We start from the raw sequence: 23,678 nt of genomic DNA on the forward strand, positions 1-23,678 counted from the left end.
CAAGGAGTGATAATGAGTGATATAAAGGTTTATCCAGTACAAGAAAACATCGCAAAGAATGCATTAATTGATGATGCGGGCTACCAAAAGATGTACCAACAATCGGTTGTTAACCCAGAAGGTTTCTGGCGTGAACAAGGTAACATTGTTGATTGGATCACCCCTTATACCAAGGTAAAAAATACTTCTTACGACCCAGGCCATGTCAACATCAAATGGTTTGAAGATGGTGAACTAAACGTTTCAGCCAACTGTATTGACCGTCACTTAGCAACTCGTGGCGATGATGTAGCTATCATTTGGGAAGGTGACAACCCTGCCGAAGACAAAAAATTAACCTTCAAAGAATTGCACCAAGAAGTGTGTCAATTTGCTAACGCATTAAAAGCGCAGGGCGTGAAAAAAGGCGACGTGGTGTGCTTATACATGCCAATGGTGCCTGAAGCGGCTATTGCCATGTTAGCTTGTACCCGCATCGGCGCGGTTCACTCTATTGTATTTGGTGGTTTCTCACCGGATGCATTAGCAGGTCGTATTGTTGACTCTAACTCTAAGATAGTCATTACTTCTGATGAAGGTCTACGTGGCGGCCGTGCGGTACCGTTGAAGAAAAACGTTGATGAAGCCCTCGCAAACCCTGCTGTTACTTGCATTGAAAAAGTGATTGTACTCAAACGTACCGGCGGTGATGTTGCTTGGAATGATAGCCGCGATGTGTGGTGGCATGAAATTACTGAAAATCAATCGCTAGAATGTGAGCCTGAAGCAATGAATGCGGAAGACCCATTATTCATTCTTTACACTTCTGGTTCAACGGGTCAACCAAAGGGCGTTCTGCACACTACAGGTGGTTACCTAGTGTACGCGGCCATGACCTTCAAATACATTTTTGATTACCAACCTGGTGATGTTTACTGGTGTACAGCTGATGTAGGTTGGATCACTGGCCACACTTATTTGGTTTACGGCCCATTGGCAAATGGCGCAACCACCATTTTATTTGAAGGTGTGCCGAACTACCCTTCAACGGCTCGTATGAGTGAAGTAGTTGATAAACATCAAGTAACTATTCTTTACACTGCGCCAACTGCAATCCGCGCATTAATGGCGAAAGGTGATGAAGCAACCGCTGGTACTAAACGTACTTCACTACGTGTGATGGGCTCTGTGGGTGAGCCAATCAACCCTGAAGCGTGGGAGTGGTACTACCGTGCTATTGGTAATGCAAGCTGTCCAATTATGGATACTTGGTGGCAAACAGAAACGGGTGGCATTTTAATCACGCCACTGCCTGGCGCCACGGCACTTAAACCCGGCTCAGCCACACGTCCGTTCTTTGGCGTGCAACCTGCGCTAGTAGATAATGAAGGCTTGATCTTAGATGGCGCAACCGAAGGTAACTTGGTAATGCTAGACAGCTGGCCGGGCCAAATGCGTACCGTTTATGGCGATCATGAACGCTTTGAACAAACTTACTTCTCAACCTTTAAAGGCATGTACTTTACCGGTGATGGCGCACGCCGTGATGAAGATGGTTACTACTGGATCACAGGTCGCGTTGATGACGTATTAAACGTGTCTGGCCACCGCATGGGTACCGCTGAAATTGAAAGTGCACTAGTTGCGCACCCAATGATAGCTGAAGCGGCCGTAGTGGGTGTACCACACGAAATTAAAGGTCAAGGTATCTATGCCTATGTCACCCTAAACGCAGGCGAAGAGCCAACGCCTGAGCTACACGCTGAAGTGAAGCAATGGGTACGTAAAGAGATAGGTCCAATCGCTACACCTGATGTTTTACATTGGGCAGAAGCGCTACCAAAAACCCGTTCAGGCAAGATTATGCGCCGGATCCTACGTAAGATCGCAACGGGCGACACCGGTACATTAGGCGATACTTCAACACTGGCGGATCCTTCTGTGGTTGATAAACTGATTGAAGAAAAATCCAAGGTAGTATAAAAGGGTTATTGAAAGCATAAGAAAAAATTCCATTCTACACTCGCTTGCCGGCTTTTTAGCCGGCTTTTTTTTTAACTAAAAAGTATAGAAAGCAGTGTAATAAACTGATTTAACTAGCTTTAACATCATAAAACCGATGCTTTCAAGTTTTGTTTCATCAATTCAAACATGTCTTGATCTTTGTCTAATTACCGCTTAATTTGGCAACATATCTGCAAAGATCTTGTTAAGAGAAATGGATCAATGTCAAAAAATTGCAAAGTTCTATTATTAAACGGCCCCAACCTTAATTTACTCGGCATGCGTGAACCAGAAATCTATGGTGCGCAGACCCTTGCCGATGTGGTTGAAGATCTCACTCGCTTAGCTGAGACGTTCGAACTGGATCTTGATCACCTGCAATCAAACCGTGAATACGAGTTAATCGAAAAGATCCACCAAGCTATGGGCCATGTTGACTATATTATTATCAACCCTGCCGCTTTCACCCACACCAGCGTTGCACTTCGCGATGCGCTACTAGGCGTTAACATTCCCTTCTTTGAAGTGCATATATCTAACGTCCACGCTCGGGAAAGTTTCCGCCACCACTCTTACTTAAGTGATAAGGCTACCGGCGTGATTTGCGGCTTTGGTACTCAAGGTTATGAATTGGCTTTAAGAGCAGTCGCCAATAAACTAAAAACGGCAGAGTAATTAACAATTGTGTAAAACTACCCATATGGGTAGTTACATTAACATCAAAAAGTTGTCATTATCTACCTCGTGCTTACGGTCTACATTTACACAACAGTGTGAGAGCGGTTGTGTAATCCGTTTTTTACGCCATTGACACGAGAGAGCTAATTGGCGATTGCCCGACTATGTCGGGCTTTTTTTTTACTAGTAGCCTTATGATATGCTAACGCTTCCCAGTATTTCAGAACTCAAATTATTGATGTCGCCGCAACCGAATAAACGTGATCGCATTTGTCCTTTTAGCGGTTATTTTGCCGATGAAGCAAAAGAGGCCCAAGCGCAACAACAGCTGTGGCCAAGCCAAGCCCAAACCATACGCGTTCCTCTGATTATTTTTAGTGTCCTAATTGTCTGTGCTAGCTATCTCGATTATGTTCAATATCAGTTCGAACCACACTACTTTGTATTTTTAAGTTTACGCTTACTATTAGCGGGATTAGCAGGCAGTATTTATTGGCAATCAACTAAAGCCAGTAAGCCACGCCACTTTAATGCGCTGGTAGGCGTCTTCCAACTTTATATATTGTGCTTTTTCTTTGCGATTTTTTATGATCGTTGGTTTCTCAACCCCTTACCTAGTATTTCAGAAACCTTTTATACGGTGTTGTTCATAAGCTACCCCCTCCTAGCTTGTTATGTATTTCCCAGTCGTTTGTGGATTTCTCTGTGGCATAGTTTGCTGGCCGTGTTGATGTATATCTTTATTATCAACATGATCCCTGAGACACGACTGGAGCATCACATTACCGAACTAATTACCTGCCTATTTTTTGTTTATTACTCATATCACTTAATGCGCACCCGCCACCGCGATCAACGCCAATTGCTACTTTATGAAGCGCAACAACAAAACGCCTTGTCACTGGCAATTAAAGTAAGCCAAGATAAATCACGCTTTATTGCTGCGACCAGCCACGATTTACGCCAACCCCTACACAGTTTAAATATTTACAACGAGCTATTAACGCAGCAGTTAAAAGCAACTCCAAGTATCAACTTACTCGAAAAATCTCGCCTTGCCATCGATTCTTTAAGCCAATATTTTGAAGCCCTGATTGATATTTCCCGATTAGATGCCGGTAATACGCCTTCTGAAAAGGTTCATTTTCAATTGCAAAGTGTATTAAAAAGCGTGGTTGACGAGCTGCAAGCATTAGCCCAGAAAAACCAAGTTAAGCTAGCACTCGTTAATACCCATTTTATCGCCTATAGCGACCCTATATTAGTGAGAAAAGTATTGGAGCAACTGGTTAAAAATGCACTGATACACAGCAGAAGTGACAAAGTACTAATTGGCATTCGTCGACAAAATGGTAAGGGACTAGTACAAGTTTGGGACCAAGGCCAAGGTATACCAGCCGATCAAATAGACAATATTTTTGATGAATTTAAACAGCTGGATAACCCTGAACGCAATCGTAACAAAGGCTTAGGCCTTGGCTTAGCCCTCGCTAAAAAAGTAAGCAATTTGTTAGCGCTCAATTTGACCGTCACCTCAACACCTAACCATTGCTGTGTTTTTAGCTTTGAGTTGCCAAAAGGTGACGCCAGTAAGCAGATTCTGTTGCAAAGGGATGAAGGCGAAAAAACAGAGCAAGCCAACCAAGCAGTATTGCTCGTTGATGACGATGAGATGGTTTTAGAGGCCATGACGGCGATGTTAGAGAGCTGGGGCTACCAAGTGTTTCAAGCAGCTAATGGCAACCAAGCGATGGCTCTCGCCATGGAACATACTGTTCAACTAGTGATCACCGACTACAACTTACCCGGTGGATATAATGGGCCAACTTTGCTCAACAAGCTCAACCAACAATATCAAACTACTTTACCAGCCATTATTCTTACGGGTGATATTAACTTAACCCCTTGCCACTCCACTCAGCAGTACGGTTATTTATTACTGCATAAACCAGTGAAAGGCGCACAACTAAGAATGGCAATCAGAAAGTTATGCCCGTCTTTGTGATAGCAAACCTAACTCATTAGCGCGAGTAACGGACTCTGTGCGATTAGATACCCCAAGTATCTTAAACAAACCACGTAAATGAAACTTCACTGTGTCTTCTGAAATATTCAAAATATCGGCCACTTTTTTATTGGGATAGCCCTTTGCAAGAAGTTTAAGCACATCCATCTGCCGCGGAGATAAGGAGTACTCGGGTGACTGCGCTAAAGATTCCTTATATTGCTTAATGCCCAGTGCAATAGACTCGGGAACGTGAATATGGCCATCAATAATAGATTCAATAGCACGAACAAGAGCGTCAGGTGGATAAGATTTAGGAATAAATCCCATCGCACCAGCATCAAGCGCATCAGAGATCTGTGAAATATCTTCAGAAGCCGACACCACCGCAATAGGCAACAGAAAATCACGCGCCGCTAAGGCGTGGATCATACTAAAGCCGTCCATCTCTGGCATCGAAAGATCCATTAAAATAAGATCAGGCGCAACCTCAGATAGTTCCCCTAAGGCTGAAGCGGCACTTTCAAAAATGACCACCTCTGCTCCGGTATTTTTTAAAATCAGCTCCATACCGTGTAAAAACAAATGATGATCATCTATCACTGCAATTTTAATATTCATATTTCTCTCACTGCGGCCAACCCTCATCATATCTGTTTATCTTTTTACAATCATAATGCTATGAAGATGTAATTATATAACTGGGTACCTAGTCATAGATTCGCGTAACTAATCTTGGCTAGATCACACTTTAAGTACTAAGCTTAATACCAAATGCAACATTTTTTTAACAATTAATGTCATTTATGTGATCAAAACGCTAGCTACAGCTTCATTGCAAATAATTGGCTTAGCAACTATGAGCATAAATAACAAAAAATTGCGTGTTAACAAAATTGCATCTTACCAACGGGCTCTGGTTAATTTGGAGAAAGTCTTATGCTTAGCAAGGTGACTTACGAAGTACTCCCTAGCACCTACCTATTAACAGGTATCGGAAGTATCTCTATGCTCGAGCCCTATTACGGTGTGATTGCAGGCTTTATCTTATATTCTATTGGCGCCTTGATTTGGGTAATGCGCTCTAATTACCGCAGAAAAGATGAGCACCGAAAACCGACTAGAACCCACTTTGTTTGGCCTGAATGGCTCTACGAGTTCACCCCTTTTATACTCATCGCAGGTGCGGCTTGGTTATTACAAGCCATCCCCGAAACAGGAACGATGGTAGCAGCAACAGCAATAGTGCTTTACGCATTACACAAACTCTATCAACGCTACCAACACCGCCAACATGAATGGCAAGAGATCAGCATTTACGCCCCGACCCGACGCTCGTCAAATAGAAAAATTGATCAATAGCATAAACTCTTAAAACGTAAATAAGGGTTATTTATTTGACTTGCTACGCTTCTCTGATTAGCTAACAGCAAGATATGAAGCGCCCCTGAAGGCTTGCAAAACCTAGTTATTGTAAGCTGTTACAACATCACTGCCGCCACCATTAGCTCCCATTTCCTTTGCGCGAGTAGTAGCCAGTGTTACCATTAGCAGCAGAGGATGACTACCCTGCGAAAGTACTCATCTGCGTTTATATGTCAAACAATGAGAGACAGCTATGCCTTGGATCCAATTAAAACTTAACGCTACCTCAGAAACGGCTGAGCCAATTAGCGAACTACTGCAAGATTCTGGCGCCTTAGCCGTCACGTTTTTAGATGCCCATGACACGCCCATTTTTGAGCCATTGCCCGGCGAAACCCGCCTTTGGGGAAATACCGATATCGTCGCTTTATATGAAGCCGACCAAGATTTGTTTCCTATTGTCGAAGCCTTAAAACTACACCCCATTATGACACCCGATTTTGCTTGGAAAGTTGAGCAACTTGAAGATAAAGACTGGGAGCGCGAGTGGATGGATAATTTCCATCCAATGAAATTTGGCAAGCGATTATGGATTTGTCCGAGTTGGCGTGACGTGCCAGACGAAAGTGCGGTAAACGTCATGCTTGATCCTGGTCTTGCTTTTGGCACTGGGACTCACCCCACCACACATTTATGTCTTGAGTGGCTAGAAAGTTTAGACTTAGCCGGTAAAACGGTGATCGACTTTGGCTGTGGCTCTGGTATTTTAGCCATTGCCGCCTTAAAGCTTGGCGCCGCCAAAGTCATTGGCATCGATATCGACCCCCAAGCCATTACCGCTAGCTTAGATAATGCGAGTCGAAATAACGTAGCAGACAAAATAGAATTATACCTAGCGAAAGATCAACCTGAAGGCCTATTAGCAGATGTGGTGGTTGCCAATATTCTCGCAGGTCCACTTCGTGAGCTGTTCCAACCGATTAGCGCACTAGTCAAGCCACAAGGGTTATTAGGCTTATCAGGCATTTTAGAACAGCAAGCCGACGAACTAAACGCTGTATACAAGGCGCAATTTAATATGGATAGCCCAACCATAAAAGATGAATGGGCACGTTTGTCCGGCCAAAAAATCTAATATCAAAACGACACTCCCTGATGGACTTGCCGCCAAGGAGTGTGATCCAAAGCAGCTCAAACACTAAATATAGGGCGTTTTGCAAGTATTTTTTTTACAAAATGTCTATTTATTAACCTTTCCTCGAGCGCCAAAAATGCGTACACTACGCCGCCCATGTGAGAGGTAAGTGCGTTTCATGCGGATTGCAGATTATAAATTAGACAACCCAGTTATTTTAGCACCTATGGCAGGTATTACCGACCGGCCATTTCGTCAGCTGTGTAGAAAATATGGTGCCGCCTTGGCGGTGTCAGAAATGTTGTCCAGTAATCCATTGGTCTGGTCTACCGAGAAATCGAAAAACCGGATGGATCATGAAAATGAAACGGGCATACGCTCTGTACAAATTGCTGGTTCAGATCCTGAGTTGATGGCCGCAGCAGCACGTGAAAACGTAATGCGTGGCGCACAAATAATTGACATCAACATGGGCTGTCCAGCAAAAAAAGTAAATAAAAAGTTAGCCGGCTCAGCATTGATGCGCGAGCCCGATTTAGTAAAAGCCATATTAGAAAGTGTGGTGGATGCGGTAGATGTACCGGTAACGTTGAAAATACGCACCGGCTGGGATCCCGAAAACCGTAATGGCATTGAAATAGCTCAGCTAGCGCAAGCTGCTGGCATTCAATCATTAGCGGTCCATGGTCGAACTCGCCAGTGTATGTATAAAGGCAACGCCGAGTACAACACCATAAAAGCGATCAAGCAAAGTGTAAGCTTGCCTGTGGTGGCTAATGGGGATATTACCTGCCCTAAAAAAGCGAAAGAAGTACTGGTTTATACTGGTGCAGACGCCGTAATGATAGGAAGGGGAGCACAAGGACGACCTTGGATATTCCGAGAAATAGCCCATTTTTTAAGGACTGGCGAATTTCTGGCCCCACCTAGTCGGGACGAAATAGCTGAGAACTTATTAGATCATGTTGCACAATTGCATGATTTTTATGGGGAGTATACAGGTACCCGTATCGCTCGCAAACATGTGGGTTGGTACCTAAAAGAGCAACCGAATACTGAAGATTTTCGTAAAAATTTTAATACCTTAGAGTCTGCAATGATACAGCTTAAGGTATTAGAAGATTTTTTCATGCATTAAACTAAACAAAGAAGAGCTGATATCTTATGTTCGAACAAAACATTTCTTCTGAAGCGCTAACCACTACTACCAGTGTTCCAGCGACAGGCCAGACGACTCAACGCCCACTTCGTGATTCAGTACAACAAGCAATCACGAACTATTTTGCCCAGTTAAACGGTCAAGATGTAACTGAATTGTATGATCTGGTACTTTCTGAAGTAGAAGCGCCATTACTAGATGTAATCATGCAGTACACTCGTGGTAACCAAACACGCGCAGCAAACATGATGGGCATAAACCGTGGCACACTTCGCAAGAAGTTGAAGAAATACGGCATGAACTAATCAAACAAGCTTAATTGCTTGTAATAAAAAGGGTTTAGCTATTATAGCTAAACCCTTTTTTTGTCTTCTCATTTTACTCAACAATGAAGCCTAGGCTAAAATTAACGGGCTATGCAACCATTAACTTGAGGCTAGGCTCCATGCCTTTACCAAATTTACCTTTACGCTGGTAGCTTCCCTTACCTTTTTTAGCCTTTTCAATACGTTGCTTAAATAACGGCGTATGTAATACAGCCTTCACCGCACTTTCACCTATGGTACCTTTGTGCAACAAAAAGTCTGTTTGACCTTGCCCTTGCGGTAGAATTGCTACCTTTTTTTTATTTTTTTTCATCATTTTCACCTATAAAAAAGCCGTGCTAGTTATTTAGCACGGCACATTATTGAACCAAATTCAGTCACTACGCAATAGAAATCGAATGGCTTTATTGGTTTCTTTTCAGATTAAAGTGGAAGAACTCACTGGAGCCATCATCGTTATCACAAACTAAGGCACCTTTAATGTAATTTTCATTGTCTTCTGAAATCATTAAAGACTCAGCTTTAGTTAATACTGCTTTACCGTCTTTTTGTAAAATAGCTGAGTAGAATGTCAGATCAATTTCATTTTCAGTGGCATACTTCACCATAGGTAACACACCAATAAAGCTCCCTAAAATGTAGCCTTTCTTGTTAATGTTACTGGCGGCTTCAATCGATGCGGTAAAAACTAGACTATCTAGCTTTTCTGAATAGGTCGCGCCCGATAAACCCGCTTCAAAACCGTGCATCCTAGGCAAAATTACTTTTTTCACTACTAAGTGCTCAACTTGATCACGCCCACCCAACATGTACTCTACTAGCTCAGCAGTTTTAACTTCAAAAATTAAGTTATCGCCGAAATTACCACGGTTGAGTATATAAGTATGCTCATTCGCAACAGCTAAGCCTTCAATATTAAACTCTTGTTTTTCAGTAAAATTACCCGCTTTATGGAGCTGACTATAGAGCGGTGTTAATGAGCGCTCAATAATTTTAGAGTGATCTTGACTAACCAAGTAACCCCATTCACGCACCATAGCTTTAGAGCCAGAGCCTAAGATTAAAAAGGCTTTACCTTCCTCAAAAGGCACCAGCGTCATCGACTCATAGTCGGGCTTAATATCACTGCCTAAGGTGCCATTCTCGGTTAAGCTTTCAGCCGGAAATTGCTTAATGGTCGTTAACGAGTCAACATTAAATGCTTTATCGAGTTTGTAGAGAAAAGGCGACATATCACTAACAGCAAAAATGCCATCACCCGTAGTGACCAGTGAAGAAGCTGCAGGGACTTTTTCACTATGCACTGCGTCACCTAATTCAACCACATATTTGTGCCCTGTTCGCGCATGGGCTTGCCCTATCACTGATGCCAGTAATAGCACCATGACTACTTTATTAAACATCCTTGCTCCCGCCATATTATCGCTATAAAAAGTTTATTAAAAAATATGCTCAAACTTTACAAGTTATTGCCTTGTAAATCTATTAATCAACAGGCAAAGCTAAAATAATATCCCTAAACGACTTCAAGAGGCGAGATCAAAAATACAGAAACAAGGGCTACTCTAAAAAACTCATACTAACGAGTGAGGATATCAGTTTTAACCTAATGTTGCCTAATTGGTCAAAACTGATATTGATGACAAGTACCACAGGTAAACTAACTAAGTATGCGTTGTTGCGCTTTCTGCCAAAACACCTTCACCATTAATACCGCGAGTAACACACTTGAGCCAATAGTGATCCAACTTGGTAGTAATTGATGATCCATTGCCGACAGTGGCGCCACCTGAAAACCATACACGGCAACCAAATAGTTAGTTAACGCACCAAAGACCAGCGACATACCTATTACGCCAACTAAGTAAGCCACAAGTGCGCGATTGCCTAACTCTTTATACACCACACCGAGTGTCGCCACGTTAGTCGCCGGACCCGCCATCATAAATACCAATACCGCCCCGGGGCTAATCCCCGACATGAGTAATCCTGCTGCAATAGGCGTTGAAGCTGTGGCACAAATATACATAGGCACACTAATAAGCACCATGACTAACATTGCCCAAATACTGTCCCCCCATTGCGCTAGAAAATCCGTTGCAACATAGGTTTTAACGAGCGCGGCAAAAAATAAACCGATCAACAACCAAACACTGATGTCACGTACTAAGTCGGTGGCAGCAAACGTCACACCTGAGCTTAATTTAGATAATATGGATTTGTGCTTAACAACAGGTTCCGCGGTCGTGATTTTTTCGCTTTCACAACAGCTAGATGGCACAGAGTCAGAAGCTGATGACGCTTTTTCACTCGCACAGCAACTCGATTTCGCCGGCTCCGTTACCGCTGATGATTTTTCACTCACGCAACAACTTGATTTCGCCGGCTCTGTTACAACAGCTGCTTTTTCACTCGCGCAGCAGCTGGTTTTGCTCGGCTGTTGAGCGTGTCCATCGGCTTTATGTTGTTCATAGAATTGCTCTTCTTTACCGACTAACAAACCCGCTACAATAGCACTTACTATCGCTGCAATAGGACGAATAATCGCCATAAAAGGCCCCAATAGTGCGTACGATACCGAAACTGAATCAACCCCCGTTTCAGGTGTTGCCACTAAAAAAGCCGTGGTAGCGCTTTTCGAGGCACCATTTCGTCTTAAGCCAAGAGCCGCCGGGATGACTCCACATGAGCACAGAGGCAAAGGTGCACCAATAAAGGCTGCCTTAATGGTGGTTTTAAATCCCTTTCCCCCAAGATGTCGCGCCAAAAAGTCAGCAGGAATACATTCTTTAATCAGTCCAGCAATCAGTAAACCTAACATCATCCAAGGAGCAGACTCCATAAACAAATCTACAAAATTACTAATTAACATAATGCTTCCTTATCACTAGCGGCTAGCGCTTCTAAAATTGAACAGTGGCTAGCTGGTTCAGCTCCACCACAACAAGAATCACTAAGCTTTTGCAGTGAAGAGCGAAAAATTTCTAATTCCCTAATCTTGGCTTCCACCTGTGCTAACTTAGTATCGGTAATTAATTTCGGCTCAGCACAACTGTGTTCCTCACTTTCCAAACGAATTGACAACAGTTCAGCAATATCATCCAATGAAAAACCCACGCTTTTAGCACGTAGTATAAAATGCAACTTAGCTTCATCATTTTGGTTATATAAGCGATACCCAGCTTCATTCCGAGCACTGGGCACCAATAGCCCAGATTTTTCATAGAATCTTAATGTGTCAGTCTTTAAGCCGCAGCGAGCAGCCATCTCACCAATTCGATACATGACGCTTTCCTATGTTGTTAATGAATGCATCCATTCTAAAGCTTAGACCTCACTCCAAGGTCAAGCACTATTTCAACATAACCGTAAATAAACCCCCACCCAGATCACAACGCAGGCCCATTTCGATGCTTTTTTACACAAAAAAAACGTATTTAATGCCTTTTTATTCCGTTTTTTCTGGTTAAAAGCAAGACAAATTAAGGTAGAATACCCGCCAATTTTTACGTGCAAATAAAAACACCAATAGCACGATAAAAATTGTTTTACCCACCTTCAAATCAATAACGGGAAAAAGTAGAAATGGACATAGCTCGACCTATTAAACGTGCGCTAATCAGCGTATCTGACAAAACAGGTATTGTGGATTTTGCGCGTGAGTTAGCAGAAAAAGGCGTAGAAATTCTGTCTACCGGCGGCACGTTTAAATTACTGGCTGACAACGGCATTAAAGTAATCGAAGCATCCGACTACACCGGTCATCCAGAAATCATGGACGGCCGCGTTAAGACACTGCATCCAAAAATTCACGGCGGTATTTTAGGTCGTCGAGGTACTGATGAAGGTGTAATGGCTGAAAATAACATTCAACCAATTGACATGGTAGTAGTAAACCTTTACCCATTTGCAGCCACGGTTGCGAACCCAAACTGTAGCCTTGAAGATGCGATTGAAAACATCGACATCGGTGGCCCAACCATGGTGCGCTCAGCGGCTAAAAACCATAAAGATGTGACCATAGTAGTTAACGCCAGCGACTACGGCCGCGTATTAGCTGAGCTAAACAACAACGACGGTAGCCTAACTTACCAAACACGTTTTGATCTAGCCATTGCCGCATTTGAACATACTGCGCAATACGACGGCATGATCGCTAACTACTTCGGTACTAAAGTACCCAGCTACGGCGAAAATAAAGAAGGCGATGAAGAATCTAAATTCCCACGCACCTTCAACCAACAGTTCCAAAAGAAACAAGACATGCGCTACGGCGAAAACAGCCATCAAGCTGCAGCCTTCTATGTTGAAAACGACATTGATGAAGCATCTGTTTCAACCGCTCGTCAAATCCAAGGTAAGGCTCTGTCTTACAACAACATCGCTGATACTGACGCAGCACTAGAATGTGTTAAAGAATTCAGTGAACCTGCTTGTGTTATCGTTAAACACGCTAACCCTTGTGGTGTAGCATTAGGCGACAATATTTTAGACGCTTACGACCGCGCTTACAAAACGGACCCAACCTCAGCGTTTGGCGGCATTATTGCCTTTAACCGTGAGCTAGATGCTGACACGGCAGAAGCAATTGTGTCTCGTCAATTTGTTGAAGTAATCATCGCACCGAAAATCAGCGCAGCCGCTGAGCAAATCGTTGCCGCGAAGAAAAACGTACGCTTATTAGAGTGTGGCGAATGGAGCGATAAAACCAAAGGCTTTGACTTTAAACGCGTTAATGGCGGCTTGTTAGTACAAGATCGTGACCAAGGCATGGTGTCGTTAGACGACCTTAAAGTGGTCACCAAACGTCAACCTTCTGAGCAAGAGCTAAGCGATGCACTATTTTGCTGGAAAGTAGCAAAATACGTGAAATCAAACGCCATAGTTTACGCTAAAGACAAATGGACTATCGGTGTTGGCGCAGGCCAAATGAGCCGCGTTTACAGTGCCAAAGTTGCAGGCATTAAAGCCGCTGACGAAAACCTAGAAGTGGCTGGTAGCGTTATGGCATCGGATGCATTCTTCCCATTCCGCGACGGCATCGACGCAGCAGCTGAGGCCGGAATCACTTGTGTGATCCAACCAGGTGGCTCGATGCGCGATGACGAAGTGATTGCCGCAGCCGACGAACACGGCATGTCAATGGTATTTACTGGCATGCGTCACTTCCGCCACTAATCCCAATTTTAAACGGCTAACTCAGGTTAGCCGTTTTTGTTTATTTTTCTTTAATTTCTCTGCTAATAAAAAGCGTCGTATTTATCTGCGAGTCTTTTTAATTAAGGATCAAACATGAAAGTATTAATCATTGGTAGCGGCGGCCGTGAACACGCCCTAGCCTGGAAAGCCGCACAAAACCCAAGTGTTGAAACGGTATTTGTTGCGCCAGGTAATGCCGGCTCAGCCCTAGAAGCGAAAGTTGAAAACGTAGCTATCGGTGTTGAAGACATTGCTGCATTAGTTAAATTCGCCCAAGAAAACCAAGTAGAGCTCACCATTGTTGGCCCTGAAGCGCCATTAGTAATAGGTGTGGTTGATGCGTTTCGCGCTGCTGGCCTTAAATGCTTTGGTCCAACTCAAGGCGCAGCGCAATTAGAAGGCTCTAAAGCGTTTACTAAAGACTTCCTTGCACGCCAAAATATTCCGACCGCTTGGTACCAAAACTTTACTGAGATTGAGCCAGCAGTGGCTTACATCAAAGAGAAAGGTGCGCCAATTGTGGTTAAAGCAGACGGCCTAGCAGCGGGTAAAGGCGTGATTGTTGCCATGACCGAGCAAGAAGCCATTGATGCGGTTAACGACATGCTAGCAGGTAACGCTTTTGGCGAAGCGGGTAGCCGCGTAGTCATCGAAGAATTCCTAGATGGTGAAGAAGCGTCTTTCATCGTAATGGTTGACGGTAAAAACGTACTACCTATGGCGACAAGCCAAGATCATAAACGTGTTGGCAATGGCGATACCGGTCCAAATACTGGCGGTATGGGCGCATATTCTCCTGCCCCTGTGGTCACACAAGAAATTCACGATCGCATCATGAACGAAGTGATCTACCCCACAGTGAACGGCATGGCGGCAGAAGGTAACACTTACACCGGTTTCCTTTATGCAGGTCTAATGATCATGGCCGACGGTACGCCGAAAGTGATTGAGTTTAACTGTCGCTTTGGCGATCCAGAAACACAACCTATCATGCTACGTATGCAATCTGACATCGTTGAACTATGTTTAGCAGCAGAAGCCGGCAAGCTAGATAGTGTCACCGCTGAATTTGACCCTCGCGCAGCAGTGGGTATTGTATTAGCCGCTGGCGGTTACCCGGGTGACTACGCTAAAGGTGATGTGATTTCTGGCATTCCAACTGTTGATGTTGAAGGCGAGAAAGTGTTCCATGCAGGTACGAGCTTAAAAGACGGCAACACGGTAACCAACGGTGGTCGTGTACTGTGTGCTACTGCATTAGGTAACACAGTGACACAAGCGCAGCAACGTGCTTATGAGCTAACCAAGCAAGTCAGCTGGAAAGACTCGTTTTACCGTACTGACATCGCTTACCGCGCCATTGCACGTGAGCAAGCAGCTAAGTAGATCTTTCGCGATATAAATATCGCTCCTACGGGGACTAACTCCTGACGTAGGAGCAGAACTCGTTCTGCGAATAATCAGTGATTTCAAATACAGCAGATACAAAAAAGCCAGGCATTGCCTGGCTTTTTATTTATTCTTTATTTCAAAAATTACGCTTTAACAGCGTCTTTTAGTGCTTTACCGGCAACAAACGCAGGGATGTTTGCTGCAGCAATTTGAATTTCAGCACCTGTTTGTGGGTTACGGCCTGTACGCGCTGCACGATGGTTCACTTTGAATGTACCAAAACCAATAAGCTGTACTGGCTCACCGTCTTTTAAGCTTTCGGTAATACCTGCTAACACTTCTTCTAGCGCAGCTTTAGCTTGTGCTTTAGAAAGATCTGCTTTTTCAGCGATGGCATCAACCAGTTGAGTTTTGTTCATGAGACTTCCTTTCCAAGGTCGTTGTGGACTTATTAGCGGGTTCAATGTATTCAAAAACAAGCCCATGCGCAAAGGGTTTATCCCGCAAAAACCGCTAACTGCCTGCCCTTTAACCAACTTCTGCGTACAAGCTCACAATTTAACCCTTTTATCACTCAAAACTTGGTCTAGCTGATTGAAAAATAATCGTAAAGATCGCAGATAAAACCAAGAAAAAGCAGCACAAACCTAATGTGATGACCAAGAAACCGCTAACATCGCGCTATTAAACTGTCATTTTTAAACTACAAAAAAGGTTTTCCTTCCCTAATAAATAGGTAAACTGAAGTGGTTTCGTTTACTTAATGATAAATACTTTGGAGTGCCATTGTTTCTTCTTATTTTCTTTTTAGTGCTGGCTGTCGGCGTTTCTTTTATCTGCTCAATTTTAGAAGCTGTATTGTTAAGCGTAACTCCGAGCTATATTCGCGCGCAGTCGATTAATCATCCAACACGCGGCGCTCAACTAGAAAAGCTAAAACAAAAAATTGACCAACCGCTCGCTGCAATCCTCACTCTTAACACTATCGCCCATACTGTGGGTGCAGCAGGTGTTGGAGCACAAGCTGCGGTGTTGTTTAATAATCAATATATAGGCGTCACTTCAGCTGTACTAACACTGATCATCTTGGTGTTTTCTGAAATATTGCCTAAGACCATAGGCGCAACCTACTGGCGCCAATTAGGCTTAGTCATCGCGCCCATCCTCACTGTCATGATTTCACTGCTCAAGCCCTTTATATGGCTGTCGGACATGATAACGAAACTGATCGGTAAACAGCATCATGGTCACGAACATATTCGCGAAGAAATAGCAGCCATGGCCCACTTAGGCAGTGAAACGGGTCAACTGGCCGATAACGAAGGTAAGATCATTAATAGCTTATTAAGCACTCGTGATACCAAATTAAAGAATATTATGACGCCAAGAACAGTATTGTTTAGCGTCGATAAAAACATGACTGTGAGTGAATATTTAAGCCTACATGCCGACGCACCTTTCTCACGTATATTATTAAGTAGTAAAGAAAAAGATAATGTTATTGGCTTTGTCCACAAACACGATATCTTAATGAACCAGCAAGGTGGCGAAAACATTAAGCTCGGACAGCTTTTACAGCCCCTGTATGTAGTTCCTGATACCGCTGCTATCCCTGCTCTATTCCAAAGTTTGTTGGAAAAACGAAACCATATTTCACTCGTGGTTGATGAATACGGCGACGTACAAGGTATTGTTACCATGGAAGATTTGGTCGAAACCTTATTAGGAATAGAGATTGTCGATGAGCAAGATAAAATAGCAGATATGCAAAGATTGGCAAAAGCACGCTGGATCCGCCATCAAAGAAACACCGACGGGATTATAGAAAAACCAGAATAAACCGCCGCACCTGTTTTGTGGCGCAGTCATACCGCGCCACGGTGGATCAATCTAAACTAATACCAATATTACTAATACCCTCATTACGGCCAAACTTGCGCACAGCTTTTAGTAACTCAGGGCTGCGCGCTTCATCAAGTAATTTAAGTAATTCCAGCTGAAAAGCTAACTCCTGCTCCATCAGTTCATCGGCAAAAATATCTTCTTCTGATAGCTCTTCTTCACTGGTTGCTTCAATAAAGCTTGCAACGGTAGCAATCGATGTTTGGCTGGCATTAATTGCTTCTTCCGCATCGTCTTGTTTTACCAACATAGAATTAAACGCACAGGTTAATACAACACAAGCATCTAGTGCCGGGTAGACGCCATACATGTCGTAATCGTCAATGTTAGGAATTGCCGCTTCAAAGTGCTCACTTTGAATTTCAAAGTTGACTTTGGCGCCTTTCACCGTAAGTTTTTCCCAAAATAAATCGAGCATTTTGCGAAAAGTTTTTTGCCCTTGAAACTCTGTACCTTCACAAAACAGCACATAGTTTGGATACATACGCTCAGCCAAGGCAACACAAAATGAAACTTGTTGCCATGGCGCAAATTGATTAAGTTGCTTGTTAATATTTTTAACCACAGTTATACCTGTTTAACACTGGGGAAAGAAAATGACAAATACACTGCTTATTCTTAGTAAAGATGCCGAGGTTTATCAACAACTACTGAGTGGCAGGCTGCCGCCAGATATTCACGTTTTGGCGACCGATAATATAGAGTCTGTCATAGAGATGCAGCAACAAATTACATTAGCCTTGGCAGAGCCTGCATTAATCGCCCCTGCGCTCACAAAACTGCCACATTTAATTTGGCTACAATCAACCTTTGCTGGGGTGGACGCACTGCAAGATAACTCATTACCTCGCCATTATCAGTTAACGGGTGTTAAAGACATTTTTGGCCCACTTATCAGCGAATATGTGATGGGACATTGGCTCGCTTTATTGCGCCAATTTAGCCTTTATCAAGCCCAGCAGCGTCAGCAGATTTGGCAAGCCCAGCCCTATGTTAGCCTACAAGGTAAAACCATGGTGATCACAGGCACAGGCTCTATTGGTCGCTACCTTGCAAAAACCGCAAACAACTTTGGGGTTAAGGTTTTGGGGATCAATACCAGTGGAAAACAATGGGAAGAATTTGACCATTGCTACACCATAGCGCAACTTAATACGGTATTAGCACAAGCTGATATTGTTGTGAACGCCCTGCCCGCGACAGCAAAAACACAGCAATTATTTAACTTAGACAGATTTAAGCAAATGGCCAACCACGCAATGTTTATCAATATTGGTAGAGGATCGGCAGTCAATGAAGAGCATTTGCATCAAGCACTAGCGCAGAGAATGATTCATCATGCAGTTTGTGATGTGTTTAATGTTGAACCTTTACCAACAGAATCCGCCCTATGGCAAAACCCGCACATAACGATTACACCACACAATGCAGCAGTCAGCTTTCCAGATCAGATAGCTGAAATTTTTTTAACTAACCTCTCATTACTCTTATCCCACAAACCACTCAAATATCCGCTGGATTTAACTAAGGGGTACTAAAACAGAACGAAGAGATGACTAAACTCTCATTTATGATTATTAAATTTGGCGAATGGGACAGTTCAAGCTAAATTTACTGCTGCTCAATCTAAATGTGAGCAAAATTATACACAAATAAGTGCGTTTTGATGGTCTGGAGACCTGTTGTAAAAACCACTGAAAGCCAAGGATAGGCATTTTAAATTCGTTAACATCGTTATGTTACGTCCTGTCTACGTGCTTCAGTCACCTTATCTGTGTTTCCTCGTGTCAAAGTCAAAGGAATCGACTCATGAAGAAATCAAATGTATTTGTAAAAAGCTCATTAGCAATAGCTGTCGCTATGGGCATGAGCAGTGCAGCTATGGCTGCACCTGGCACTCCTATCGTACAATGGATGGAAGACAACTACTCCATCATTGAAGTTAACCAAGCCGCATCCGCTTATAAAGATCTGTTTGTAGTAAAAGATGCTGCAACTGTGCCTGTTACTTGGGATATGTGGTCTGGCGAGCCGGGCACCAAATGGCAAGTATTACTCAATGGTGAAGTTGCCCACGAAGCGACGATTGCTGCTACACCTGTGCAAAAAGGCATCGTAGATTTACAAGTTAAAAAAGGCGGCCAATACGCACTAACGGTTAAATTATGTGATGACACCGGTGCTTGTAGTGAAAGTGCAGCAAAAAATATCGTCGTTGCAGACACCGATGGTAGTCACCTTGACCCACTGCCAATGAAAGTTAACCCAAACAATGGTAACTACACCACACCTGAAAACACCGTGGTTGGTACTTACTTTGTAGAATGGGGCGTTTACGGTCGTAAATTCTCAGTTGACCAAATTCCAGCACAAAACCTAACGCACATTATCTATGGCTTCGTGCCGATTTGTGGTCCAAACGAGTCATTAGGTGAAATTGAAAACGGCAACAGTTTAGCAGCCCTTGAGCGCGCCTGTGCTGGTACCGGCGATTACGAAATGGTTATCCACGACCCATGGGCTGCCATTCAAATGCCACAAGGCAGCGATATCCACTCAACGCCTTACAAAGGTACATACGGTCAAATGATGGCGTTAAAACAACGCTACCCAGACCTAAAAATTCTACCTTCGGTAGGCGGTTGGACCCTATCTGATCCCTTCTACGATTTCGTAGACAAGTCTAAGCGTGACATCTTTGTTGCTTCTGCGAAAAAATTCTTACAAACATGGAAATTCTTTGACGGTATCGACATCGACTGGGAATACCCTGGCGGTCAAGGTGCTCACCCAACCAAAGGTAACCCTGATTTAGATGGCCAAGCATACGCAGATCTAATGAAAGAACTACGCGCGATGCTAGATGAGCTATCTGCTGAAACGGGTCGCACCTACCAGCTAACTTCAGCTGTTGGTGTGGGTTACGACAAGATTGAAGACGTAAACTATATAGATGCAGTGCCTTACATGGACTACATCTTTGCCATGACTTACGACTACTACGGTGGCTGGAACAACGTGGTAGGCCATCAAACTGCACTTTACTGTGGCAGTCACATGAGTGCGGATGAGTGTGAAGGTAAAGGTCTTGACGCGGAAGGTAACCCTCGCAAGGGCCCTGCTTACACTTCTGCAAATGGTATTAACCTACTGCTAGAAAAAGGCGTACCAGCTAACAAGCTGGTTGTAGGTGCGGCTATGTATGCACGTGGTTGGACCGGCGTAACACAAGAGTCAATGACAGATCCTGCCAACCCTATGACAGGTGTGGGTAACGGTAAAGTGAAAGGCTCATGGGAAGCGGGTGTTATCGACTACAAAGATGTAGTACGTGATTACATCAACAACCCATCGGTACAAAAATTCTATGACGAAGTAGCTGAAGCCCCATACGCATGGAACCCAGCAACAGGCGACCTAGTCACTTATGATGATCGCCGCTCGGTATTAGCCAAAGGCGCATACGTTAAAGCTAACGGCTTCGCGGGTTTGTTCTCTTGGGAAATTGACGCTGATAACGGTGACATCCTAAATGCAATGCAAGAAGGTCTTGCTGGCCACGTTGTGGTAACACCAGTGCCAACAACACCACCAACACAAGAACCGACTCAAGAGCCAACTGCTGAACCAACAGTAGAACCAACGGTTGAACCAACAGTAGAACCAACGGTTGAACCAACAGTAGAACCAACGCTTGAACCAACAGTTGAACCAACGGTAGAACCAACGGTAGAACCAACGGTAGAACCAACGGTAGAACCAACAGTTGAACCAACAGTTGAACCAACCCAACCTCCAGCAGGCGATTACGATTACGTTTACCCTAATGGACTAGGCAGCTACACCGCTGGTACAAAAGTACTGGCTAGCGACGGTGGCATTTACCAATGTAACGTAGCGGGTTGGTGTAACCTCGGTGGCGCTTACACACCTGTAACAGGCTGGGCAGCAGACAATGCTTGGACTAAAGTGGGCTCTGGTACCGTTCCTTCGGTAGAGCCAACTACTGAACCAAGTGTAGAACCAACGGTTGCGCCAACAGTAGAGCCTACAGTTGAACCAACCGTTGAACCAACAACGCCACCAACAGGTGACACGACTTGGGACAGTGCAAAAGTTTACAACGGCGGCGATCAAGTGCTATTAGATGGTGTGAAGTACGAAGCCAAATGGTGGACACAAGGTGATAACCCATCGCAGTCTGGCGATTGGGGTGTGTGGAAAAAAGTGTAATAGTTAACACTAGCACTTAAAACACGTTGCACACATGAGGGGAATGGATCACATTCCCCTTTTTTTATTTTCACAGTTTGATCCGGCTAACAGTTATAACAATGTGCAGCTATTTCCTTCAAAATAAGATAAAATATCTAAAATAATTATAAAGATAAAATATTTATCTAAAATAAACCCTGTTAACATATTATTTACGACGATTTTTTGGTCATTTTTTTTATCTCTATCACGTTTAGCACTTTCACCATCTTGCCCTTGACCTCAGATACTCCTATATTGTCTCAAGTCTGAACAAGACTACACTTTTTGAAATGAATCAGTATGGCCAGGAGGCTATTTAAATTACTGATTTATAAGTTGCCAAGGATAGGCGAGAAAAATGATAAGGATGTTGTCAGCATTGTTGACCTCTTCATATCTTTCCCTCTCTATCTCTTGCATCAATTTCAAATTGACTCTGAATTCTCAATGACTAGTCAAAGGAATGGACTTATGAAGAGAAATATCTTAGCTGCATCTATCTTGGCAGCAATGAGCACGTCTGTAATGGCTGCTCCTGCTGCACCAAGCATCGACATGTACGGTTCTAATAACCTTCAATTCTCTAAAATTGAATTAGCAATGGAAACCACTTCTGGTTACAACTCCATGGTTAAGTACAATGAAGAAGCGCAAATCGCAATCAAATTTAACCAGTGGTCTGGTACCCCTGGCGACACTTACAAAGTTTACTTTGATGGTGTTGAAGTTGCATCTGGCCCAATCACTGGTAGCCAAACAACTGCGACTTTTGGTTACGCGAAAGGCGGTGTTTACGATGTAGTAATCGAAGCGTGTGACGCAACAGGTTGTACTAAAGGTGCTGCAGCAAAACTAACGGTTGCTGACACTGACGGTTCTCACCTTGCGCCACTAACAATGAACGTAGATCCTAACAACAAATCTTACAATACTGATAAGAACACCGTTGTTGGTACTTACTTCGTTGAATGGGGTATCTACGACCGTAACTACACTGTAGATAACATCCCAGCTGACAACCTAACTCACATTCTTTACGGCTTCATTCCAATTTGTGGTCCTAACGAGTCTTTGAAATCAGTTGGCGGCAACAGCTTCAACGCACTTAAAACTGCTTGTTCTGGCGTGCCAGATTATGAAGTAGTAATTCACGACCCGTGGGCAGCATACCAAAAGAGCTTCAAACAAGCTGGACATGACTTCAACACACCAATCAAAGGTAACTTCGCGATGATGATGGCGCTTAAACAGCGTAATCCTGATCTGAAGATCCTACCTTCTATCGGTGGCTGGACTCTATCTGACCCATTCTTCTACTTCACAGACAAGTCTAAGCGTGACACATTTGTTGCATCGACCAAGAAATTCCTACAAACATGGAAATTCTTCGACGGTGTGGACATTGACTGGGAATTCCCTGGTGGCGGCGGTGAAAACCCTAACCTAGGTGACCCTGTTAATGATGGTCCAGCTTACATTGCATTAATGCAAGAACTACGTGCAATGCTTGACGAACTAGAAGCTGAAACAGGTCGCAAGTACGAACTGACTTCTGCAATCAACGTTGGTTGGGATAAGCTGCAAGATGTAGATTATGGCGAAGCTATCCAGTACATGGATTACATCTTCTCCATGAACTATGACTTCTTCGGCGGTTGGAACAATGTACCAGGTCACCAAGCGGGCCTATACTGTGGTTCATTCATGGCGCCTGGTCAATGTGATGGCACAGGTATCAACCCAGATACTGGTAAAGCGTATGGTGGTCCAGCTTACACTGTTGAGCACGGTATCACTGCTCTATTAGCGCAGGGCGTACCAGCTAATAAACTAGTTGTTGGTACTGCTATGTACGGCCGTGGTTGGGACGGCGTAATGCCATCTAGCCTAACAAATCCAAATGACCCGATGACAGGTACAGGTAACGGCAAGTTAACAGGTACTAAAGCACAAGGCGTTTGGGAAGCTGGCGTAATCGACTATAAAGGTATCAAGCAATACATGCTTGGCGCTAATGAAACTGGTATTAACGGTTTCGAATACGGCTACGACGAGCAAGCACAAGCGGCATACGTGTGGAACCGTTCAAACGGTAAACTAATCACGTTTGATGACCAACGTTCAACTAAAGCTAAAGGCGCTTACGTTCGTGATTTAGGTCTAGCAGGTCTGTTCTCATGGGAAATCGATGCGGATAACGGTGACATCCTTAATGCAATGCATGAAGGCCTAAACGGTTACGTTGTACCAACTCCAACTCCAACAGCTGAGCCAACT

Annotated in this window: 20 protein-coding genes; 13 read left to right on the forward strand and 7 right to left on the reverse strand. The window is 43.8% G+C overall.

What is annotated here, in order from left to right; all coding sequences use genetic code 11:
• Positions 1–12: 12 nt before the first annotated feature.
• The 3 genes from acs (at position 13) to K1M91_RS01585 (ending at position 4,666) form a co-directional block, all read left to right on the forward strand.
• A complete protein-coding gene (gene acs, locus K1M91_RS01575) occupies positions 13–1,962 on the forward strand; it encodes an acetate--CoA ligase (protein ID WP_232799803.1) in 1,950 nt (649 codons plus the stop codon).
• 243 nt (positions 1,963–2,205) lie between these two features.
• The gene (gene aroQ, locus K1M91_RS01580; protein ID WP_232799804.1) at positions 2,206–2,658 is read left to right on the forward strand and encodes a type II 3-dehydroquinate dehydratase; all 453 of its coding nucleotides are present in this window, start codon (positions 2,206–2,208) and stop codon (positions 2,656–2,658) included.
• 202 nt (positions 2,659–2,860) lie between these two features.
• Positions 2,861–4,666, forward strand: a complete 1,806-nt coding sequence (locus tag K1M91_RS01585; RefSeq protein WP_232799805.1) for a hybrid sensor histidine kinase/response regulator — start codon at positions 2,861–2,863, stop codon at positions 4,664–4,666.
• Here the strand turns inward: K1M91_RS01585 and K1M91_RS01590 are convergent.
• Complete coding sequence (locus tag K1M91_RS01590; RefSeq protein ID WP_232799806.1) at positions 4,649–5,287, reverse strand: response regulator transcription factor; 639 nt, start codon at positions 5,285–5,287, stop codon at positions 4,649–4,651. The genes K1M91_RS01585 and K1M91_RS01590 overlap by 18 nt on opposite strands.
• A 318-nt stretch (positions 5,288–5,605) precedes the next feature.
• Between K1M91_RS01590 and K1M91_RS01595 the strand changes: the two genes are divergently transcribed.
• The 4 genes from K1M91_RS01595 to fis all read left to right on the forward strand — a co-directional run bounded on the left by K1M91_RS01595 (position 5,606) and on the right by fis (position 8,630).
• Positions 5,606–6,028: a hypothetical protein gene (locus K1M91_RS01595; protein ID WP_232799807.1), complete on the forward strand. Its 423-nt coding sequence runs from the start codon at positions 5,606–5,608 to the stop codon at positions 6,026–6,028.
• A 256-nt stretch (positions 6,029–6,284) separates the two neighbouring features.
• Entirely contained in the window at positions 6,285–7,166 is an 882-nt protein-coding gene (gene prmA, locus K1M91_RS01600; protein WP_232799808.1) for a 50S ribosomal protein L11 methyltransferase, read from the forward strand.
• A gap of 178 nt (positions 7,167–7,344) precedes the next feature.
• Positions 7,345–8,304: a tRNA dihydrouridine synthase DusB gene (gene dusB / locus K1M91_RS01605; RefSeq protein ID WP_232799809.1), complete on the forward strand. Its 960-nt coding sequence runs from the start codon at positions 7,345–7,347 to the stop codon at positions 8,302–8,304.
• A 26-nt stretch (positions 8,305–8,330) separates the two neighbouring features.
• Complete coding sequence (fis, locus tag K1M91_RS01610) at positions 8,331–8,630, forward strand: DNA-binding transcriptional regulator Fis (protein ID WP_232799810.1); 300 nt, start codon at positions 8,331–8,333, stop codon at positions 8,628–8,630.
• 109 nt (positions 8,631–8,739) lie between these two features.
• Here fis and arfA read toward each other — a convergent pair whose 3' ends face one another.
• The 4 genes from arfA to zntR form a co-directional block, all read right to left on the reverse strand.
• The gene (gene arfA / locus K1M91_RS01615) at positions 8,740–8,964 is read right to left on the reverse strand and encodes an alternative ribosome rescue factor ArfA (protein WP_232799811.1); all 225 of its coding nucleotides are present in this window, start codon (positions 8,962–8,964) and stop codon (positions 8,740–8,742) included.
• A 91-nt stretch (positions 8,965–9,055) separates the two neighbouring features.
• Positions 9,056–10,054 (reverse strand): hypothetical protein, encoded by a 999-nt coding sequence (locus K1M91_RS01620; RefSeq protein ID WP_232799812.1) that lies wholly within the window; start codon positions 10,052–10,054, stop codon positions 9,056–9,058.
• Positions 10,055–10,311: 257 nt separating this feature from the next.
• The gene (locus tag K1M91_RS01625; RefSeq protein WP_232799813.1) at positions 10,312–11,523 is read right to left on the reverse strand and encodes an SO_0444 family Cu/Zn efflux transporter; all 1,212 of its coding nucleotides are present in this window, start codon (positions 11,521–11,523) and stop codon (positions 10,312–10,314) included.
• On the reverse strand, positions 11,517–11,936 hold the full coding sequence (gene zntR, locus K1M91_RS01630; RefSeq protein WP_232799814.1) for a Zn(2+)-responsive transcriptional regulator: 420 nt from the start codon (positions 11,934–11,936) through the stop codon (positions 11,517–11,519). The genes K1M91_RS01625 and zntR overlap by 7 nt, the downstream gene beginning before the upstream one ends.
• Positions 11,937–12,236: 300 nt before the next feature.
• Here zntR and purH point away from each other — a divergent pair, with 300 nt between their 5' ends.
• Both purH and purD read left to right on the forward strand, forming a co-directional pair.
• On the forward strand, positions 12,237–13,829 hold the full coding sequence (purH, locus tag K1M91_RS01635) for a bifunctional phosphoribosylaminoimidazolecarboxamide formyltransferase/IMP cyclohydrolase (protein WP_232799815.1): 1,593 nt from the start codon (positions 12,237–12,239) through the stop codon (positions 13,827–13,829).
• 114 nt (positions 13,830–13,943) lie between these two features.
• The gene (gene purD / locus K1M91_RS01640; protein WP_232799816.1) at positions 13,944–15,236 is read left to right on the forward strand and encodes a phosphoribosylamine--glycine ligase; all 1,293 of its coding nucleotides are present in this window, start codon (positions 13,944–13,946) and stop codon (positions 15,234–15,236) included.
• Positions 15,237–15,385: 149 nt separating this feature from the next.
• Here purD and hupA read toward each other — a convergent pair whose 3' ends face one another.
• Positions 15,386–15,661 (reverse strand): nucleoid-associated protein HU-alpha, encoded by a 276-nt coding sequence (gene hupA, locus K1M91_RS01645; protein WP_119910462.1) that lies wholly within the window; start codon positions 15,659–15,661, stop codon positions 15,386–15,388.
• A gap of 367 nt (positions 15,662–16,028) precedes the next feature.
• Between hupA and K1M91_RS01650 the strand changes: the two genes are divergently transcribed.
• Positions 16,029–17,081: a hemolysin family protein gene (locus K1M91_RS01650; protein ID WP_232799817.1), complete on the forward strand. Its 1,053-nt coding sequence runs from the start codon at positions 16,029–16,031 to the stop codon at positions 17,079–17,081.
• Positions 17,082–17,127: 46 nt separating this feature from the next.
• On the opposite strand, the gene K1M91_RS01655 is transcribed toward K1M91_RS01650, so the two are convergent.
• The gene (locus tag K1M91_RS01655) at positions 17,128–17,709 is read right to left on the reverse strand and encodes a YjaG family protein (protein WP_232799818.1); all 582 of its coding nucleotides are present in this window, start codon (positions 17,707–17,709) and stop codon (positions 17,128–17,130) included.
• 31 nt (positions 17,710–17,740) lie between these two features.
• Between K1M91_RS01655 and K1M91_RS01660 the strand changes: the two genes are divergently transcribed.
• The 3 genes from K1M91_RS01660 to K1M91_RS01670 all read left to right on the forward strand — a co-directional run.
• Positions 17,741–18,682, forward strand: coding sequence for a D-2-hydroxyacid dehydrogenase (locus K1M91_RS01660; protein WP_232799819.1), 942 nt, complete (start codon positions 17,741–17,743; stop codon positions 18,680–18,682).
• Between the two features lie 271 nt (positions 18,683–18,953).
• Complete coding sequence (locus K1M91_RS01665; RefSeq protein ID WP_232799820.1) at positions 18,954–21,377, forward strand: glycosyl hydrolase family 18 protein; 2,424 nt, start codon at positions 18,954–18,956, stop codon at positions 21,375–21,377.
• Between the two features lie 495 nt (positions 21,378–21,872).
• Positions 21,873–23,678, forward strand: a 1,806-nt coding sequence (locus tag K1M91_RS01670; RefSeq protein ID WP_232799821.1) for a glycosyl hydrolase family 18 protein, incomplete at its 3' end; no start/stop codon positions are given.

The organism is Motilimonas sp. E26, from assembly GCF_021278025.1.
In the GTDB taxonomy this organism is placed as follows: domain Bacteria; phylum Pseudomonadota; class Gammaproteobacteria; order Enterobacterales; family CBDFNC01; genus Motilimonas.

What these genes read in the sequence shown, in the direction of transcription:
- acs (WP_232799803.1), top strand. Translation starts at nt 13, where the DNA reads ATGAGTGATATAAAGGTTTATCCAGTACAAGAAAACATCGCAAAGAAT.
- aroQ (WP_232799804.1), top strand. Translation starts at nt 2,206, where the DNA reads ATGTCAAAAAATTGCAAAGTTCTATTATTAAACGGCCCCAACCTTAAT.
- K1M91_RS01585 (WP_232799805.1), top strand. Translation starts at nt 2,861, where the DNA reads ATGCTAACGCTTCCCAGTATTTCAGAACTCAAATTATTGATGTCGCCG.
- K1M91_RS01590 (WP_232799806.1), bottom strand. Translation starts at nt 5,287, where the DNA reads ATGAATATTAAAATTGCAGTGATAGATGATCATCATTTGTTTTTACAC.
- K1M91_RS01595 (WP_232799807.1), top strand. Translation starts at nt 5,606, where the DNA reads ATGCTTAGCAAGGTGACTTACGAAGTACTCCCTAGCACCTACCTATTA.
- prmA (WP_232799808.1), top strand. Translation starts at nt 6,285, where the DNA reads ATGCCTTGGATCCAATTAAAACTTAACGCTACCTCAGAAACGGCTGAG.
- dusB (WP_232799809.1), top strand. Translation starts at nt 7,345, where the DNA reads ATGCGGATTGCAGATTATAAATTAGACAACCCAGTTATTTTAGCACCT.
- fis (WP_232799810.1), top strand. Translation starts at nt 8,331, where the DNA reads ATGTTCGAACAAAACATTTCTTCTGAAGCGCTAACCACTACTACCAGT.
- arfA (WP_232799811.1), bottom strand. Translation starts at nt 8,964, where the DNA reads ATGAAAAAAAATAAAAAAAAGGTAGCAATTCTACCGCAAGGGCAAGGT.
- K1M91_RS01620 (WP_232799812.1), bottom strand. Translation starts at nt 10,054, where the DNA reads ATGTTTAATAAAGTAGTCATGGTGCTATTACTGGCATCAGTGATAGGG.
- K1M91_RS01625 (WP_232799813.1), bottom strand. Translation starts at nt 11,523, where the DNA reads ATGTTAATTAGTAATTTTGTAGATTTGTTTATGGAGTCTGCTCCTTGG.
- zntR (WP_232799814.1), bottom strand. Translation starts at nt 11,936, where the DNA reads ATGTATCGAATTGGTGAGATGGCTGCTCGCTGCGGCTTAAAGACTGAC.
- purH (WP_232799815.1), top strand. Translation starts at nt 12,237, where the DNA reads ATGGACATAGCTCGACCTATTAAACGTGCGCTAATCAGCGTATCTGAC.
- purD (WP_232799816.1), top strand. Translation starts at nt 13,944, where the DNA reads ATGAAAGTATTAATCATTGGTAGCGGCGGCCGTGAACACGCCCTAGCC.
- hupA (WP_119910462.1), bottom strand. Translation starts at nt 15,661, where the DNA reads ATGAACAAAACTCAACTGGTTGATGCCATCGCTGAAAAAGCAGATCTT.
- K1M91_RS01660 (WP_232799819.1), top strand. Translation starts at nt 17,741, where the DNA reads ATGACAAATACACTGCTTATTCTTAGTAAAGATGCCGAGGTTTATCAA.
- K1M91_RS01665 (WP_232799820.1), top strand. Translation starts at nt 18,954, where the DNA reads ATGAAGAAATCAAATGTATTTGTAAAAAGCTCATTAGCAATAGCTGTC.